The 15,559-nt window shown below is 71.2% G+C and carries 13 protein-coding genes, 1 pseudogene and 1 riboswitch; of the genes and pseudogenes, 8 read left to right on the forward strand and 6 right to left on the reverse strand.

Annotated elements, in window-relative coordinates:
• The first annotated feature begins 25 nt into the window (after nt 1–25).
• Complete coding sequence (locus HC031_RS23060; RefSeq protein WP_167927469.1) at nt 26–427, forward strand: TIGR03618 family F420-dependent PPOX class oxidoreductase; 402 nt, start codon at nt 26–28, stop codon at nt 425–427.
• Between the two features lie 353 nt (nt 428–780).
• Entirely contained in the window at nt 781–1,131 is a 351-nt protein-coding gene (locus HC031_RS23065) for a hypothetical protein (protein WP_167927470.1), read from the forward strand.
• Between the two features lie 134 nt (nt 1,132–1,265).
• Here the strand turns inward: HC031_RS23065 and HC031_RS23070 are convergent, their stop codons facing one another.
• Nucleotides 1,266–2,441 carry a hypothetical protein gene (locus HC031_RS23070; RefSeq protein ID WP_167927471.1) on the reverse strand — a complete coding sequence of 392 codons (1,176 nt, stop codon included), beginning with the start codon at nt 2,439–2,441 and terminating at the stop codon, nt 1,266–1,268.
• A gap of 318 nt (nt 2,442–2,759) precedes the next feature.
• Nucleotides 2,760–2,898, forward strand: a riboswitch (cyclic di-AMP (ydaO/yuaA leader).
• 561 nt (nt 2,899–3,459) lie between these two features.
• Here HC031_RS23070 and HC031_RS34510 point away from each other — a divergent pair.
• From HC031_RS34510 to pgi, 3 genes are all read left to right on the forward strand, one after another.
• A complete protein-coding gene (locus tag HC031_RS34510) occupies nt 3,460–4,362 on the forward strand; it encodes a C39 family peptidase (RefSeq protein ID WP_167927472.1) in 903 nt (300 codons plus the stop codon).
• Between the two features lie 26 nt (nt 4,363–4,388).
• The gene (locus tag HC031_RS23080; RefSeq protein WP_167927473.1) at nt 4,389–5,171 is read left to right on the forward strand and encodes a crotonase/enoyl-CoA hydratase family protein; all 783 of its coding nucleotides are present in this window, start codon (nt 4,389–4,391) and stop codon (nt 5,169–5,171) included.
• 174 nt (nt 5,172–5,345) lie between these two features.
• A complete protein-coding gene (pgi, locus tag HC031_RS23085) occupies nt 5,346–6,980 on the forward strand; it encodes a glucose-6-phosphate isomerase (protein WP_167927474.1) in 1,635 nt (544 codons plus the stop codon).
• A 144-nt stretch (nt 6,981–7,124) separates the two neighbouring features.
• On the opposite strand, the gene HC031_RS23090 is transcribed toward pgi, so the two are convergent.
• On the reverse strand, nt 7,125–8,924 hold the full coding sequence (locus HC031_RS23090) for a bifunctional metallophosphatase/5'-nucleotidase (protein ID WP_167927475.1): 1,800 nt from the start codon (nt 8,922–8,924) through the stop codon (nt 7,125–7,127).
• Between the two features lie 147 nt (nt 8,925–9,071).
• On the reverse strand, nt 9,072–10,103 hold the full coding sequence (locus HC031_RS23095; RefSeq protein ID WP_167927476.1) for a hypothetical protein: 1,032 nt from the start codon (nt 10,101–10,103) through the stop codon (nt 9,072–9,074).
• Between the two features lie 108 nt (nt 10,104–10,211).
• On the opposite strand from HC031_RS23095, the gene HC031_RS34515 reads away from it, so the two are divergent.
• Nucleotides 10,212–10,847, forward strand: a complete 636-nt coding sequence (locus HC031_RS34515; protein WP_167927477.1) for a GNAT family N-acetyltransferase — start codon at nt 10,212–10,214, stop codon at nt 10,845–10,847.
• Nucleotides 10,848–11,096: 249 nt separating this feature from the next.
• Here HC031_RS34515 and HC031_RS23105 read toward each other — a convergent pair whose 3' ends face one another.
• Nucleotides 11,097–11,612 (reverse strand): putative immunity protein, encoded by a 516-nt coding sequence (locus tag HC031_RS23105; protein WP_167927478.1) that lies wholly within the window; start codon nt 11,610–11,612, stop codon nt 11,097–11,099.
• Between the two features lie 51 nt (nt 11,613–11,663).
• Nucleotides 11,664–12,281, reverse strand: coding sequence for a pyridoxal 5'-phosphate synthase (locus HC031_RS23110; RefSeq protein ID WP_167927479.1), 618 nt, complete (start codon nt 12,279–12,281; stop codon nt 11,664–11,666).
• A gap of 359 nt (nt 12,282–12,640) precedes the next feature.
• Between HC031_RS23110 and HC031_RS23115 the strand changes: the two genes are divergently transcribed.
• Nucleotides 12,641–13,363 carry a TetR/AcrR family transcriptional regulator C-terminal domain-containing protein gene (locus tag HC031_RS23115; RefSeq protein WP_205863108.1) on the forward strand — a complete coding sequence of 241 codons (723 nt, stop codon included), beginning with the start codon at nt 12,641–12,643 and terminating at the stop codon, nt 13,361–13,363.
• 43 nt (nt 13,364–13,406) lie between these two features.
• Here HC031_RS23115 and HC031_RS23120 read toward each other — a convergent pair whose 3' ends face one another.
• Complete coding sequence (locus HC031_RS23120; protein ID WP_167927480.1) at nt 13,407–14,138, reverse strand: hypothetical protein; 732 nt, start codon at nt 14,136–14,138, stop codon at nt 13,407–13,409.
• A 650-nt stretch (nt 14,139–14,788) separates the two neighbouring features.
• Here HC031_RS23120 and HC031_RS23125 point away from each other — a divergent pair.
• Nucleotides 14,789–15,523, forward strand: a pseudogene (locus HC031_RS23125) (ABC transporter ATP-binding protein); the annotation flags it as partial.
• Nucleotides 15,524–15,559 lie beyond the last annotated feature (36 nt).

A 15,559-nucleotide genomic window follows, 5' to 3' on the forward strand; every position in this document is an offset into this window, starting at 1 on the left:
GGTCGCGGTCGGCGAGGATACGGAGATGGACCACCACCTCGACCTGCGCGACGAGCGGGTACGGCAGTTCTGGCGGGAACGCCACTTGTGCACGCTCACGACCCTGCGGGCGGACGGATCCCCGCACGTCGTGCCCGTCGGCGTGACCCTCGACGCCGAGACGGGCACGGCTCGGGTGATCACCTCGGTCAGCTCCCGGAAAGCGCGGAACGTCGCCGCGGCCGGGCCCGCCGGCGCGCCGGTCGCGGTGTGCCAGGTGGACGGGCGTCGCTGGGCGACGCTGGAGGGCCGCGCGTTTCTCAACGGGGATCCGGATGCGGTCGCGGATGCGGAGCGCCGCTACGCCGAGCGGTACCGTACGCCGCGTCCCAACCCCCGGCGGGTGGTCATCGAGATCGCGGTGACCCGGGTGCTCGGCAGCGTGTAGCCGGTAACCGTAAGTCCAACGTCCTCATGCGACGGTTGGTCGGCCACGGGTCGGGCAGTGGGCAATGAGCGCACGACATTCGGCGCCCGCACACTTCGTGCGCCTCGGCGTGCGACGGGTACCCGGCCGCCTTAGTCTGGCGCTGGCGTGGGCGGTTCCGGGTCTCACGCAGGTCCAGATCGGACGCTTCCGTCGGCATCTCGCACGCGTACGGATGACCGGCGGGCGTCCCGCATCCCGCTTCGCTCGTCGGTGTCGTCCTCGCACCGGCAGGTGGGCCCTCGCCGGCGGTGCGCCGGTCGCACCAGCCGAGCGGCCGGCGGGATGCGAACGACTCGGCTAGGAGAGAGCGCATGATTCGTGCCCGGAGTTGCTTCGGCGCGGCAGCGTTGCCGTTGCCCATGAGCCTGCTCACCGCCGCACCGCGCGCCGCCCGGGCCTCGCCGGCCAACGATCTGGATGGCGCCGACCTCGATCGCGCCGAGACCAACGGCGTCGACCTCTTCGGGGTCGTGACCGCGAAAGCTGCTGGACCGCGTCGCCCGGCCCGATGCCGGCATTCAGGAGACTCGGGCACCGGTCACCCGCCGGGCGCCATCGTGACCATCTCCTGCTCGGCCGACGGTTCGGCGACGACCGGTCGGCGGGGGACACCACCGCTGTGGGATCGCCGGTCCGACGGGCCGGTCGCGGGCGGGTGCTGAGGTTGTCGGCTCCGGGATTGACGGCTCAGCCGCGTACCAACGGCACGCGCCGCGGCCGGCGGGTGTTTCCCGTCGACCACGGCGCGCACCGGCCGGGTTCGAACATTCGGTGTGGAGGGTGTCGACAGATGGGGTCAGGGGGCGATGGCGTCCACGATCTGCTCGGCGAGGCCCTGCCACTTCGCGTACGCGTCGGGGAAGGCCGACCCCTGCACCTGCTGGGCGGCGACGGTGACGTCGAGTTGGTCCCAGCCGGGGACAGCGAGCAGGGCCTGGTAGAACAGTTGGGCGGATTGGTGCGCATCCATCCGCTGGTCGATGCTGCCCCAGTTGGGGCGCTGCTGGAACAGCCCGACGGAGTCGTAGTCGCTGCCCACGCCCTCGTTGGGGTGGTCGAGCGACGCCGGCACGTTGGAGTTGCCCAGGTTGCGCAGGTGGCTTTCCTGCAGGGCGGTGGCGATGGCCACCACGAACGCGCGTTTCGGCAGGTTCATCTCCTGGCCGGTGCGGACGATGGTGATGGCGTTGGCCATCTCGATCTGGATCAGCCCGCCGACCGGTGCGGGATCGGACCGCGGCGGTGCCGGGGCGTCGGCCGGCTTGGCGTCGGCAGCGCCCTTCGGCTGCGGCTTCGCCGCCGAGGAGGCCGGTTTCGGGGCGGTGCGGTTGTGACTACGGGAAGCGGCGTTTCCCTTGGCCTGCTGCTCCCGGGTCGTCCGGTCGGTTGCTTTGCGGTTCGTGGACGTCCCGGTGGTGGCTGTGCCGTCGGCCGCGTCCGCCACTGCGGGACCGGTGTCCGCCGCGATGTGGATGTCACTCGCCGGCGTCGCGCTCGCCGGATCGTGAGCCGCTGCCGCGAGCCCGACACCGCCGAGAGCCATGCTCAGCGCGAGGCCGCCCGCGAGCGGGCTGATCCGGTAGGTCATCGCGCGGTGGAAAGTGGGGGCCAATCGCGCGGCAAGAGGATCGATCTTCAATTTCGCGGTACGCCCGATCTCCGTTGCCTTATCGAAGAATGGGTCGAGCGTCGATTCTGTGGCCCGGGTGACGGCCGAGGTCGCATCCTTGACAAGCGGATTGATCTTCGACCTGGTGGTGGCCGCGATGCTGGCGACTCTGGCGCTGAGCTGGTTGATCTTCGACTCGCTGACCTGCGACATGTTCGTCGCAGTCTCGTTTACGAATAGTTGAATATCGTCATTCGTGATGTGACGTCCTCGGCGGTAACGGCGCAGATAGTGGGACACGCGGCCTTTCTGCTGATCATTTTCGGTGTTGCTTTGCTGATCATTTTGGGCGTTGCGTTGCACCCGGTGAGCTTAATTACGGAGGTGTGGTGTTTGGCGATCAGAAGTGCCTGATGCCACATAGTCAATTTCGAACAGTATCTAGATCGTTACGGTGCGCAACTATCGTTGACCGATATGTTGGGTTACGGCCATGTCAGTGGAGGTTAGGGCGGAACACGCGAACTAGGGGTAGATGTCCGGGCGCCGTGCGCATGCGAGCACCTCGCCGAACCAGCCTGCGGAGGCGCCGGGGCGGGGGAGGCGCTGTACGGGCCATGGAGATCGCCCACTAATGTCCACGTGCCTGGCCCGGTTGCCGGTCACCGCGTTGGTGACGTCGGGACAGGCCCGCTTAATCGTGCGCGTACGAGCCGGGGACCCAGGTGTCCGGGGTGAATCCGCGAGCCACCGGCCCGCGGTAGGGCGAGCTTCCCGCCCGAACCCGTCAGCTAACCCGGTAGGCGGTACGGAAGGAGATCACTCACGTGCGAGGCAACAGGTTCCAGATGCCACATCCTGGCTGGGCACCACGGCGGCGCGTGCGCCGCGGCCCGCGCCGGCTCACGTAACGCGGCGGCTCAGCCGGCGCCGCGGTAGGCCGACCGGCCGTTCGGTGGCGTGCCGCCGCGTGCCACGGGCGCCTCGGTGACCCACCGTCGGCGACCGGCGTATCCACCTCCCACTTCACCGCTCCCCGCGCGCCGCCGGCCGTGCGCCGGTTCACGCCGGCCGTGCGCCGGTTCACGCCGGCCGTGCGCCGGTTCACGCCGGCCGTGCGCCGGTTCACGCGGGCCGTGCGCCGGTTCACGCGGGCCGTCGGTGGCGGCTGCCCGAACCAACACCCGCCCTGGACGACCGCTGTTCCCGATCGAACACCCCTGAACGAACACCCCTGAACGAACGCCCCCTCCGAACAAACCGCCACCCGAATGAACAGCCGGGCCCGCCGCCGGCGCATGTGGAGACTCGAGTGAAGCACCGTCGTAACCGAAGCAGGTTCAGTCACGCACCGAAGTCCTGGCGCTTCCGGACTCCGGTGGTGTCCGCCGCTGTCCTGGCCGTCGCCACCGCGTCGGGCGTCGTGGTGACGCAGTGGCACGGCGGTGCCGCGCGAGCGGGCTCCTGGAGCTTCGCCCTGGCGGACGTCGGTGCCCCGGGCCGCCCGGGCGGGGGAGCGGGTCCGGTGCTGGCCGCACCGCACCGCAGCGGGTCCTCGCTGGGGTCGAGCGTCGCCGCCGCGCGGACGTCCACAGCGCCGGCCCCGGCGAGGTCGGTGGCCCCCGTCGCCGGCGCCGCGCGGAGCGCGCCCGCCGCGCCGCCCGCGCCCGCCGCGCCGCCCGCGCCCGCCGCGCCGCTCGAGGTCCCGGCCGCGCCGTCCGTCGCGCCGCCACTGCCCACCGCCTCCGTGCCACCCCCGCCGCCCGCGCCCGCGTCGTCGAAGGTGCTGACCTTCCAGTACCAGGCACAGATCAACGGCTGGTACTGCGGGCCGGCGGCGACCCGCATCGCCCTGACCGCGCGCGGGAAGTTCCCGACCCAGGACGCCGTCGCGGCCGTCCTGGGCACCACGACCAGCGGTACCGACTCGGCGGCGGACACGACCCGAGGGCTCAACGCCCTGTTGGGTGAGACCACGTACCAGACCCACCTGATCGCGGGCAACGCACCGACCCCGGCCGAGGCGGCGCAGTTCCAGACCGATGTCGTACGCGCCGTCGGCAACGGGTACGCCGTCGTCGCGAACATCGTCGGCACGGCCGTCGACGTGACCGGCGCGGCGCACAGCTACGGCAACGGCCATTTCCTGACCGTGGTCGGTTACCGCGACGACGGGCGGACCGTTGACGTCGCCGACCCGGCCAACCCCGGCGGCGACGGCACGTACTGGATGGCGACGGCCAACTTCGCCAGATGGATGGCCCATCGGGGCTACTCGGCCTGAGCGGCCGGCCGTGATCTGATAGGCGCATGCCGACCGATGGGGTAGGGAGCGCCGTCCGCGTGGAGCGGTCCGGACCGGTCACCACCGTGATCCTGGACCGCCCCCACGTACGCAACGCCGTCGATCGGGCGACCGCGTCGGCGCTCGCGGACGCGTTCCGCGCCTTCGACGCCGACGACCAGGCGCGGGTGGCGGTCCTGTGGGGCGCCGGGGGTACGTTCTGCGCCGGCGCCGACCTGCACGCGATCGCGGCGGGCGAGCCCAACCGGTTCGAGCCGACCGGTGACGGTCCGATGGGTCCGACCCGGATGCGGCTGACCAAGCCGGTGATCGCGGCGGTCAGCGGGTACGCGGTGGCCGGCGGCCTGGAGCTCGCGCTCTGGTGCGACCTCCGGGTGGTCGAGGAGGACGCGACGTTCGGGGTGTTCTGCCGGCGCTGGGGCGTGCCGCTGGTCGACGGCGGCACCGTACGGCTTCCGCGCGTCGTCGGCCTCGGCCGGGCGCTCGACCTCATCCTCACCGGCCGTCCCGTCGACGCCGCCGAGGCGCTGTCGATCGGCCTCGCCACCCGGGTGGTGCCGCCGGGTACCGCCCGCGCGGCGGCGGAGGAGCTGGCCGCGACCATCGCCGCGTTCCCACAGGTGTGCCTGCGCCACGACCGGGCCTCGGTGTACGACACGGAGGGGCTGGCCGTCGGGCCGGCCCTTGCGGTCGAGTATGAACACGGGCGCGCCGCGCTCGAGACCGAGGCCGGGCCGGGTGCCCGACGGTTCAGCCAGGGCAGCGGGCGGGGCGGGAGCTTCGCCTGACGTCCGTACGCCAGTCGCTTCGCTGGCGGCCGGTGCGAACGCCCCGGCCGCGCACGGCCGGTCGTGTCCATGATCACGTCCGGGTCCGCGTGACCTTCGCTGGCCGGGCGACATGTACCGGGTCCGCCGCGGGTAACTTGAGGTCGTAACGATCCTCGAGCCGGGAGCTGCCCGATGAGCATCGATGTCAGCACCACCGCCGAATGGCAGGCGCTGCAGACCCACGCTGAAAAGATCCGCGACACGCACCTGCGGGACCTGTTCGCCGCCGACCCGCACCGCGGCGAACGGCTCACCGGCCAGGTAGCCGACCTGTACGTGGACTACAGCAAGAACCGCGTCACCGACGAGACGCTGGCGTTGCTGACCGCCCTGGCGGACCGGGTCGGGCTGCGGGACCGGATCGCGGCCATGTTCGGCGGCGAGCACATCAACACGAGCGAGGACCGGGCCGTCCTGCACACCGCGCTGCGCCTGCCCCGCGACGCCCGGCTCGTGGTCGACGGTCAGGACGTGGTGGCCGACGTCCACGCCGTCCTCGACCGGATGGCCGCGTTCGCCGAGCGGGTGCGCTCCGGCGAGTGGCGCGGCCACACCGGCAAGCCGATCAGGACGGTCGTGAACATCGGCATCGGCGGCTCGGACCTGGGGCCGGTGATGGCCTACGAGGCGCTGAAGGCCTACCGCGACACCGACATCACCTGCCGGTTCGTCTCCAACATCGACCCGACCGACCTGTACGACAAGACCCACGACCTCGACCCCGAGACCACGCTGTTCATCGTGGCGTCCAAGACCTTCTCCACGCTCGAGACGCTCACCAACGCCAAGCAGGCACGGCAGTGGCTGCTGGCGAAGCTCGGCGCGGACGAATCCGCCGTGGCCAAGCACTTCGTGGCGGTCAGCACCAGCGAGCAGCGGGTCCGCGACTTCGGCATCGACCCGGCGAACATGTTCGGGTTCTGGGACTGGGTGGGCGGCCGGTACTCGTACGACTCGGCGGTCGGCCTGTCGCTCATGCTCGCGATCGGGCCGGAGCGCTTCCGGGAGATGCTCGCCGGCTTCCACGCCGTCGACGAGCACTTCCGGCGCGCCCCGATCGAGCGGAACGTGCCGGTACTGATGGGCCTGCTCAACGTCTGGTACAACAACTTCCTCGGCGCGCAGACCCACGCCGTGCTGCCGTACTCGCAGTACCTGCACCGGTTCCCGGCGTACCTGCAGCAGCTGACGATGGAGAGCCTCGGCAAGTCGGTGCGCGCCGACGGCACCCCGGTCACGTGCCAGACCGGCGAGATCTTCTGGGGCGAGCCCGGCACCAACGGCCAGCACGCGTTCTACCAGCTGCTGCACCAGGGTACGAAGCTGGTGCCGGCCGACTTCATCGCGTTCAGCGAACCCAACCACGACCTCGACGCCATGCATGACCTGTTCATGTCCAACTTCTTCGCGCAGACCGCCGCGCTGGCCTTCGGCCGTACCCGGGAAGAGATCGAGGCGGAGGGTACGCCGGCCGCCGTGGTGCCGCACAAGGTGATGCCGGGCAACCGCCCGACCACCTCCATCCTCGCGCCGAAGCTGACGCCGTCGACGCTGGGTCAGCTCGTCGCGCTCTACGAGCACATCACCTTTACCGAAGGGATGATCTGGGGGATCGACCCGTTCGACCAGTGGGGCGTCGAGCTGGGCAAGGTGATGGCCAACCGGTTGGCGCCGCTGCTCACCAGCGCCGAGGCGCCGAAGCTCGACCAGGACTCGTCGACCAACGCCCTGATAGCCCGCTACCGCGCCGAGCGCGGCCGGGCCTGACGCCGGTCGGCCCACCCGTACGCCCGCTACCGGGGCGTCGAGGTGGGCCGTTCCGCCGACGGTAGTGAACAGCTGCTGGGAACGGGCTGAAAAGACCGGGGCGTGCCACCGTCCACCGGTGGCACGCCCCTGCGATGAGATGGTTCAGAAGACCGGCACGCCCTCGCGTACCAGCCGCCAGTTGGCTTCGAAGAAGTCGGCCGGGTCGATGGCGCCCTTCGCCTGCGCCCAGTCGATGAGCAGCTGGCGGATCTCCTTCTGCTGGTTGTACACCTGGGTCTTCACGATGCCGGGGAACGCGCCGCCGCCGCTGCGACGGTAGTTGTTCACCGCGACGACGAACTGGTCGCCGTCGGCGACCGGCACGCCGCTGCGCTCCAGCTTCACGATCCGCTGGCCCACCGGCCTGCTGATGTCGATGTCATAATCCACACCGGACAGCACGTCGTAGTTGTAGTCCGGGATCGACGGATCGTTGATGGCGCCGGAGTCGACCGGCGCGCCCGGGGCGAGCTGGACGAAGTACTTCGCCGAGTACTCCAGGTACGCCTTGACCTCGGCGCCGCTGAGTACGACGGCCTCCAGGGTGTTGTCGTAGATGTAGAGCCCGGCCACGTCCCGGATCCGCACGTCACCGGCGGGGAAGACGGCGGTGCGGCTGAACGGCGCGGCGATCGACAGCACCGGGAGGCCGGCGTACTGCGTGCCGGCCAGGGCGGCGGTCACCGTGTCGGTCTGCACCTTGTTGATGAAGTCGAGGATCGGGGTGTCCTTGTAGCGCGACTCGGCCGCCGACAGCTCCACCTTCGACTGCGCGACGACCTGGTTGACGTACGCGACGGTCTTGGCGTGCTGCGCCCGGACCGCCGCCAGCACCGCCGGGTCCTCCACGACGGTGTTGGTGTTGAGCAGGGTGGCGTGCTTACTGGTGATCTGCCACCTGCCGCGCTCCCGGCTGAGCGTGAAGTCCATCCGGGTCAGCCGCTGGCCCCACTTCGAGGGCTCGGACATCACGACCTGTTCGCCGGTCGTGTCGTTGGTGACGAACCGCTCCGGGATCTCCAGGTGGGCGTGGCCGAACAGGATCGCGTCGATGCCGGGAACCTGCTTCGCGATGAGCGCCGCCGGGTTCTCGTTGGGCAGCTCCGGACCGTAGCTGGACACTCCGCTGTCACCGCCGTGCGCGGACACGATGACGATGTCGGCGCCGCGTTCCCGCATCACCGGCACCCACTTCGCGGCCGTCGCGACCATGTCCTCGAAGCGCAGCCTGCCCTCGACGTTGCCCTTGTCCCAGATGGCGACGCCGGGGTTGGTCAGGCCGAGGATGCCCACCCGCAGGGTCGGCGCATCGTCGCCGAGCTCGACCTTCTTGATGACGTACGGCAGGTATGCCGGCTTGCCGTCGCGGACGTTGACCGCGTTGGCGGCGAGGGCCGGGAAGCCGAGCTGCTTGATCCACAGGCCGAGCAGCGGCAGTCCGTAGTTGAACTCGTGGTTGCCGAGGGTCACCGCGTCGTACTCGATGACGTTCATCGCACGGGCCATCGGGTGCTTCTCGCCGGTGGAGGTGATCGGCTCCTGCTTGGCGTAGTACGTCGCCAGCGGGGTGCCCTGGATGGTGTCGCCGGCGTCGAGGACGAGGGTCGCCTTGCCGCGACGCTCGGCCCTGATCCGGTTGACCAGGGTGGCCACCTTCGCCAGGCCGACGTCGTTGTGCTGGCTGTCGTCGTACTCGGCGTCCTTGTAGTAGTCCCAGTTGCAGACGTTGCCGTGGGTGTCGGAGGTGCCGAGCACGGTCAGGTCGTACGTCCTGGGCTGGCGCTTTCCGGGCTCCTTCGCGTCGTCCGCGTGTGCCGGAGCGGTGGCCACCAGTGGTGCGGCGGCCGCCGCCGCGGCCGCGGCGAGGACCTGGCGCCGGGACGGTCCGGGGGGAGGTGTCATGAGGTGCCTTCCGTGTGGGAGCTGCGCCTCGTGGGCGCTGCCCGCACGATAACCGTCGATACCCTCCCGTGCTACGTACGGGCACCCGGCGCGTCGGGGCGCGATGTCGACGGTCCGGACCCGGCGGCACCCCGATCCGACCGGTCGTCAGTCCGAGGCGACGAACCGGGGACGCCGGCGCCGAACCGTCCGGATGGCGACGGCGCCGACGGCGAGCGCTGCCAGTCCGGCACCGGCGACGAGCGCGGAGGCGGAGCCGGTGACCGGCAGGCCACTACCGGCGCCCGCGGACGCCGGCGCCGCACCGGCCGGCGCCGGAGTGGCGCTGGCGGTGGTTCTGGCTGTGGTGCTGGCGGTGGCGGTGGCGGTGGCGGTGGGGCTCGGCGCTGGCTGCTGGGGCGCAGCGGACTCCCCGGCGCGGCTGAGCACGGCCATGGCGGTCTCGGTCGTGCCGTTGCCGACCGGCTCGTCGAACCTGCTGACCGCGTACCCCCGCTCGTCCGGGGTGAACCTCCACCCGGCCGGGGCGGTGAAGACGACCTCGTACCTGCTCGCCGGCACGTGGTGCAGCTCCAGCCGGCCGCTGCTGCCGGTCTTCCCGGTCGTGTAGACCTTGTGGCTGACGGCGTCGGTCACGGTGACCAGCACATTGGTCACCGGCGGGCCGTCCTCGGCGCGGCTGTCACCGCTCTCCACCGCCCGGAGCACCAGCGTTCCGTGGCCGCCCGGCACCGCGGCCCACGGGCGCCCGAAGTTGTCGCCCAGCCTGTCCCTGTTCTCGCCGGTGTCGGCGGCGAAGTAGAGGAGGTCGTTGATGTAGCCCCGGTCGTAGCCAGCGGAGCTCACCGAGCCGTGTGCGACGAGCGTCTTCGACGCGCCGGGAGCAAGGTTGAACGGTGCCGGGTCCGGCGGGCCACCGGCCCAGTCCACCCCACCGACGAAGCCGCCGTTGCGCAGCCGGACGCCGCCAGCGGTGGCGGAGCCCTTGTTCGTGACGACGACGGTCATCGTGACCTTGTCGCCGACGTGGTAGCTGCCGCGGTCGAACGTCGCCGTCACCGCGGTGTCCGCCGCGCCCGTGGGCGGCGCGGCGGCGGCGGGCAGGGCGGCGGGCAGGGTCAGGCCCACGCCGCACAGGACGGCTGCGCCGCCGCGCAGCACCGGATGGTCAGAGCGCACACGTGCCTCCCCGTGATCTCGTGTCGCGCCAGGCAGGCTAGGGCAGGACGGTGCGCCGTGCGACCCGGCATAACAGGCATTCGATCGATAGTCGTAGAAATAAGGTGGGTGGCTCGTGTGATCCTCGCCGTGGCGCGCTCGGACAGCGGGTGCGGTCGCTTCCTCGCGGCGTCGCCGTCGGTTGCGCTGCTGTGCGAACCTGACCACCATGACCGGGGTACGCGCATGACCGGGGTACGCATCCGACAGGCCACCGTGGACGACGCCGCCACGCTGGTGGAGATCCATCGGCGGGCGCGCGACACCTACTACCGGGGTATGGTGCCCGACGAGGTGCTCGACGATCCTGCCGACCATGCCGGGATGCGGGCCGCGTACGAGCGGGCGGTCGCCCGGCCGGACCGTACGGCGCTGTGCGCCGAGAGCGGCGGCGGGGTCGTCGGCTTCGCGGCCCTCGGACCACCCTTCGAGCCGGTCGAGGACGCCGACCCCGGATCGGTGGCACAGCTGTTCGGGCTGTACGTCGTGCCGGAGCGCTGGGACCGGCGGATCGGCAGCAGCTTGCACGACGAGAGCGTCCGCCGCTGGCGTCAGGCCGGGGTCGTCACCGCCCGTCTGGAGGTGTGGGAGCGCAACGAGCGGGCCCGCGCCTTCTATCTGCGGCGTGGTTGGCGGCCCGACGGCCACGAGCGGCCCGGGCCGGGTGGCTATCCGTACCTGCGGATGGTTCTCAGCCTGTCCTGAGCTCGACAGGAGTGACGAGTGGCGGCACGGCCACGAGGTCGCCCCGAGCGCCTGACCGCGGTTCCCTGCCCCGACCCGCTGCACGCAGCGTCGCGGGTCATCGCCAAGGGCACCAGGCGGACGGCGACCGGGGTCCAGCGGCGGTACTGCCGGCCAGCGGGCCGGGCCCCGCACACGCTCCTGCGCGGAGGGCGATCAGCTGCGCGGCGTGCACCACGGCGACACCGCGGGCGCTGAGCCCCGACCAACTCAGCAGTCGAACACTGACCAGCAGATGTCGTTTCGCAACCGCTGGTCGTCGAGGACGAGCTCGCGAATCGCCTCGGGGAGCTGATCGCGCTGCCATTGGCACTCGAGCCGCCCTGCGGCCTCGCCGTCGCCTTGCGGCGCCGCAGCACGTGCGGCCTTGATCGCATAGGCGGCGGCACCGAGCTCGTGCGCGGCGACATGGGCGACCACCCCGGCCTGGCCAGCCGCGTACGCGGCATACCGTGCTGCCCCACGCAGGTCTCGGGCCGCGCCCATTGCATGGCCGCCCGCAGCGCGGGCCTGCATCATCTTGACCTCGCCGCGCACCCAGGCACGGGCGTGCTCGATCGCCTTGCGCGGTCGTGAGTCCTCCGGTCGGGCCGCCTCGAAAAGGTAAAGGACGTGCTCTGCGCACGATGCCGCCCAAAGTGCGAGGAGGTGGTGATTCGAGTCGGTGAGCGTCCCGCCGCGGCGGATCGTCACGAAGCGAGGGTCTCGAACCTTTGGAAGGATCATGTCGAACCTCTATCTGCGATCGGGCCATACGGCCGGGGTGCGGTGCCCCGGTCATGGCTGCAGAAGGGTGGTATCCCAGTCCTGTCGCCTCCGCTGATAGTGGAGGCGGAAATGCAACCGGTTGGGCTGCCCGTGCCAGAACTCCACCGTCTGCGGAACCAGCAGCAAGCCGACATGCTCAGCGGGCCGCAGGATGGGTTCACTCGCGTCCGTGGCCTGAACGCGCGCCAGCAGAGCGGCGTAGTCGTGCAGCGGTTGGCCCTGATTCGAGGCAAGGGAAGCCACCTGGCCCACCGTTCCGCGTGACTCCCACAGACGGTCCGATTCGACCGGCTCCACCGGCTGCACGACTCCCGTAACGTTCACCTGACGGAACAGCGACGGCCAGTACAACGTCGCCGCCACCTTCGGGTTGCCTGCGATGTCGCGGCCCTTGCGAGTGCCCATGTTCATGAACATCACCAGTCCTCGCTCATCGCAGCCGGCGAGCGCAAGACACCGGGTCGTCGGCTGACCAGAATGGTCAACGGTCGCAAGGACGAGCGTCGAGGAGAGCGGGTCACCCGCGTCTTCGGCCCGCTCCTGCCACGCCGCGAGCAGGTCCAGCGGCGAGGGCGGTGGGTCGGTGAACTCCCCGGGAAGCTGAGGGCTCGGGCTGACTGCAGTCACGTCGCTGAGTATTTCTCATCCGGCGCGCTTCGCCACGAGCGTCGCGGTGCTGCCCTTCGCGACTCGCTCACAACGCCGACCGTGGCCCCCGACGCCCGGGCTCCGCGTCCTCGCCCGTCTGTCCCATTGCCGGCTGCTCATTCGCCTACCTGACCGCTGCGGGACAGTCCCGGTTCGGGCACCCTGGCCAACACCTCCTGCCGAGGTCAGCTTGTCCCGGGGTCACCGTTGTGTGTGGTGGTGCCGGCGGACGGCGAGTGGCACGAGGTCCAGCAGCAGCGCCGTGCGCTGTACGTGATCGTGTCGCGATCGGACTACGTACCGTGTACGCAACTAGGATTCTCTGGAGGTGATGTGACGTGCCGCCGGCCGAGCCGTTGATCTGGATGCGACCCGAGCGCGCTGGCCGGGGGCCCCGGCCAGCGCACAGCCGTGACGAGATCGCCGCCGCGGCTGTGCGGATCGCCGACGCGGACGGGCTCGACGCCGTGTCCATGCGCCGGGTCGCCGCCGAGATCGGCTCGAGCACCATGGCGCTGTACAACTACGTCAGCCACAAGGACGATCTGCTCGACCTGATGATCGACGCGGTCGCCGCGGAGTACCGGCTGCCGAACGGCCCGTTGGGTGCCTGGCGCCCGGTCCTCGTGGCGCTCGCCCGCCAGACCCGCGCGATCGCCCACCGGCACCCGTGGCTACCGCGCGCGATGGCGCAGCGCCCCGGCTTCACGCGCATGGGTCCGAACACCCTTCGCTACATCGAGTTCGTCCTGACCGTTGTCGAGGGCGTACTCGACGGCACGACCGCGATGGAGCTGATCGGGCTCCTCAACGGCCTCGTGTTTTCGTACGTGCAGTCGGAGTTGGCGCAGACGGAGGCGGTCCGCCAGGCGGGCGACAGCGCGGAGCAGTTCCAGGCGAGCCTGGCGGCGTACCTGGGCAGCGTGGTCGCCAGCGGGCGGTACCCCCGATTCACGCAGGTCGTGACGGAGGGGGGCACCGCACCGCCGGCGCCCGACGAGATCTTCGATCGGATCGTGAACCGGCTGCTGAACGGGTACAACCCAGCGCCCGGGACGTGACCGAGCGGATGGCAGGGTGCGATTCGCGTCCCGGCCCGGCCGGTCAACCCGTGAGGATCGCCGCGGTCGCGGGGTCCACCTGACGGAGCCCTCCGGCCGCGCTCAGCGTGCGGTGGCAGCCACCGGTCTCGACCACCACCCCCGAGTCCGCAAGGACGGCGAAGGGCGCCTCGGGCTGGTCGCAGCGGCCGGTGACGGGCGGGGCGGCGTTCAGACCGGCGACGAGTCTGGCCACGGCGGGGCCGGTGAGCGTGGTCGCGGTGGTGAGCCGGCCCGCGGCGAGGGTGCCCGAACCGGTGACCTCGACGGCCGAGGTCGGGTCCAAGGTGTACCGGCAGACCTGGAGCGTGGTGGGCGGGGTGCCGGGAAACAGCGGCGCGGTGCCGGCCGCGCCCCGGCCGACAGCGGCTTCGATGGCGATCACCGGCTTGTACTGGCCGGGGCAGCCCGATTCGAGCTCCGTCTGGCTGCGGGTCTGCCGGACTCTGGTCTCCGTGACGGTCCGCCACGGCAGCGCCTGGATCGCCTGCCGGGCTTTCTGCTGGGGCAGGCCGCACCTGTCCTGCGGGATGGCCGGGGTGGTCGTCCTGCCGTCGGCGTCGGTCAGGGTGATGACGATCGGGACCATCCCGACGGCCGAACAGATGCGCCGGGCGTCCCCGCGTTCGGAGGGGGCGCGCAGCGCGCGGACGAGAGCGTCGAACGGGCCGGTCGCCCGCTGCTCGTCATGCAGTTCCCACTCGCCGTCCCCGGCGACGGCTTTGACGACCACCACGCAACGGCTCGCCGACACGGGGACGAAGTCCGCGGGTAGTGGTACGGGGCTGGGCGGGGCGCTCGGAGCGGGCGACGTCGGGGTGGGGTCGGCGACGGAGCACGACAGGCCCGCAAAAGATGGGCCTGCAGAAGCGGCATCTGACCGGCCGCCGTCGGCACCACCCGGCTGCCGGCCGTGCGCACATCCGCCTGCCACGACGGCGAGCGCGGCGCAGACCGCCGCCGTGACCGCCGGCCGTCGGCCACGCCACCCGCTGCCGTCCGGCATCCTTGACCCGATCATCGGTACCTCCCGCTTCACCGACCGCGGTCTTCAGAGACCGCAGTGTTCAGCAACCGCAGTCTTCAGCGACCGCAGCGCTCAGATGCTCCGGACGGCTGCCCGGTTCCCCGCTTCCGGTTCCCCGCTTCCGGTTCCCCGCTTCCGGCGTGCCGGCGCGGCCGGGACTGCCGAGCCGGTGCGCCACCCGATCGCCGGAGCGGTCGGGACCGGCGTGCCGCCACATGTGTCACGGCGGCCGGTGGTGCCGTAGCGACCCGGTGCGTGTGTCGGGAAGCCACCCGACCGGGCGGGGATGTGGGCGTTCACCACGTGGCCCACACATTCACCGGCCCCTAGTGTCTTGCGTCACAGACATGGAGGGGTGCGTGGAAACCATCATCTCGACGCGCGGACTGCGCAAGGAGTTCCGGGGCTTCGCCGCGGTGCGGGACGTCGACCTCCAGGTCCGCGACGGCAGCGTGCACGCGCTCGTCGGGCCGAACGGCGCGGGGAAGACGACCCTGTTCAACCTCCTCAGCGGGTTCATCACGCCGTCGGCCGGCCGGGTGGAGATCAACGGTCGGGACGTCACCGGCCTCGCGCCCGAGCGGATCGCGCGGCTCGGCGTCGCCCGCTCGTTCCAGATCACCACGCTGTTCCCGGCGCTGTCGGCGCGGGAGCACGTCGAACTGGCGCTGCAGGCGCGTACCGGGCTGGGCTGGCGGTTCTGGCGCTCGGACCGGCAGCTGCGCCGCTTCAGCGACCGGGCGCTCGAACTGCTCACGGAGGTCGGCCTGGACGAGGTCGCCGAGGTACCGGCCGGGGCTCTGGCGTACGGCCGGAAGCGCGCGCTGGAGCTGGCCGTCGCCCTCGCGCTCGACCCGAGGGTGCTGCTACTGGACGAGCCGACGGCCGGCATGGGTGCCGAGGACGTCGACCGGACGGTCGGCCTGGTGCGCCGGGTGGCGCGCGGGCGGACCGTCGTCATGGTCGAGCACAACATGAGCGTCGTCGCGAGCCTCGCCGACCGGGTGACCGTCCTCCAACAGGGACAGATCCTCGTCGAGGGCCCGTACGAGGAGGTGCGCGCCGATCCGCGGGTCATCACCGCGTACCTGGGCGAGCCGGGCGGCGGCGAGCGCGAAAACCCTGAGCGC

Origin of the sequence: Planosporangium thailandense (assembly GCF_011947195.1) — a bacterium.
In the GTDB taxonomy this organism is placed as follows: Bacteria; Actinomycetota; Actinomycetes; order Mycobacteriales; family Micromonosporaceae; genus Planosporangium; species Planosporangium thailandense.

Excerpts from the sequence above, each read along its gene's own strand:
- HC031_RS23105 (WP_167927478.1), bottom strand. The coding sequence starts at position 11,612 with ATGATCCTTCCAAAGGTTCGAGACCCTCGCTTCGTGACGATCCGCCGC.
- pgi (WP_167927474.1), top strand. The coding sequence starts at position 5,346 with ATGAGCATCGATGTCAGCACCACCGCCGAATGGCAGGCGCTGCAGACC.
- HC031_RS23060 (WP_167927469.1), top strand. The coding sequence starts at position 26 with ATGGACCACCACCTCGACCTGCGCGACGAGCGGGTACGGCAGTTCTGG.
- HC031_RS23090 (WP_167927475.1), bottom strand. The coding sequence starts at position 8,924 with ATGACACCTCCCCCCGGACCGTCCCGGCGCCAGGTCCTCGCCGCGGCC.
- HC031_RS23080 (WP_167927473.1), top strand. The coding sequence starts at position 4,389 with ATGCCGACCGATGGGGTAGGGAGCGCCGTCCGCGTGGAGCGGTCCGGA.
- HC031_RS23065 (WP_167927470.1), top strand. The coding sequence starts at position 781 with ATGATTCGTGCCCGGAGTTGCTTCGGCGCGGCAGCGTTGCCGTTGCCC.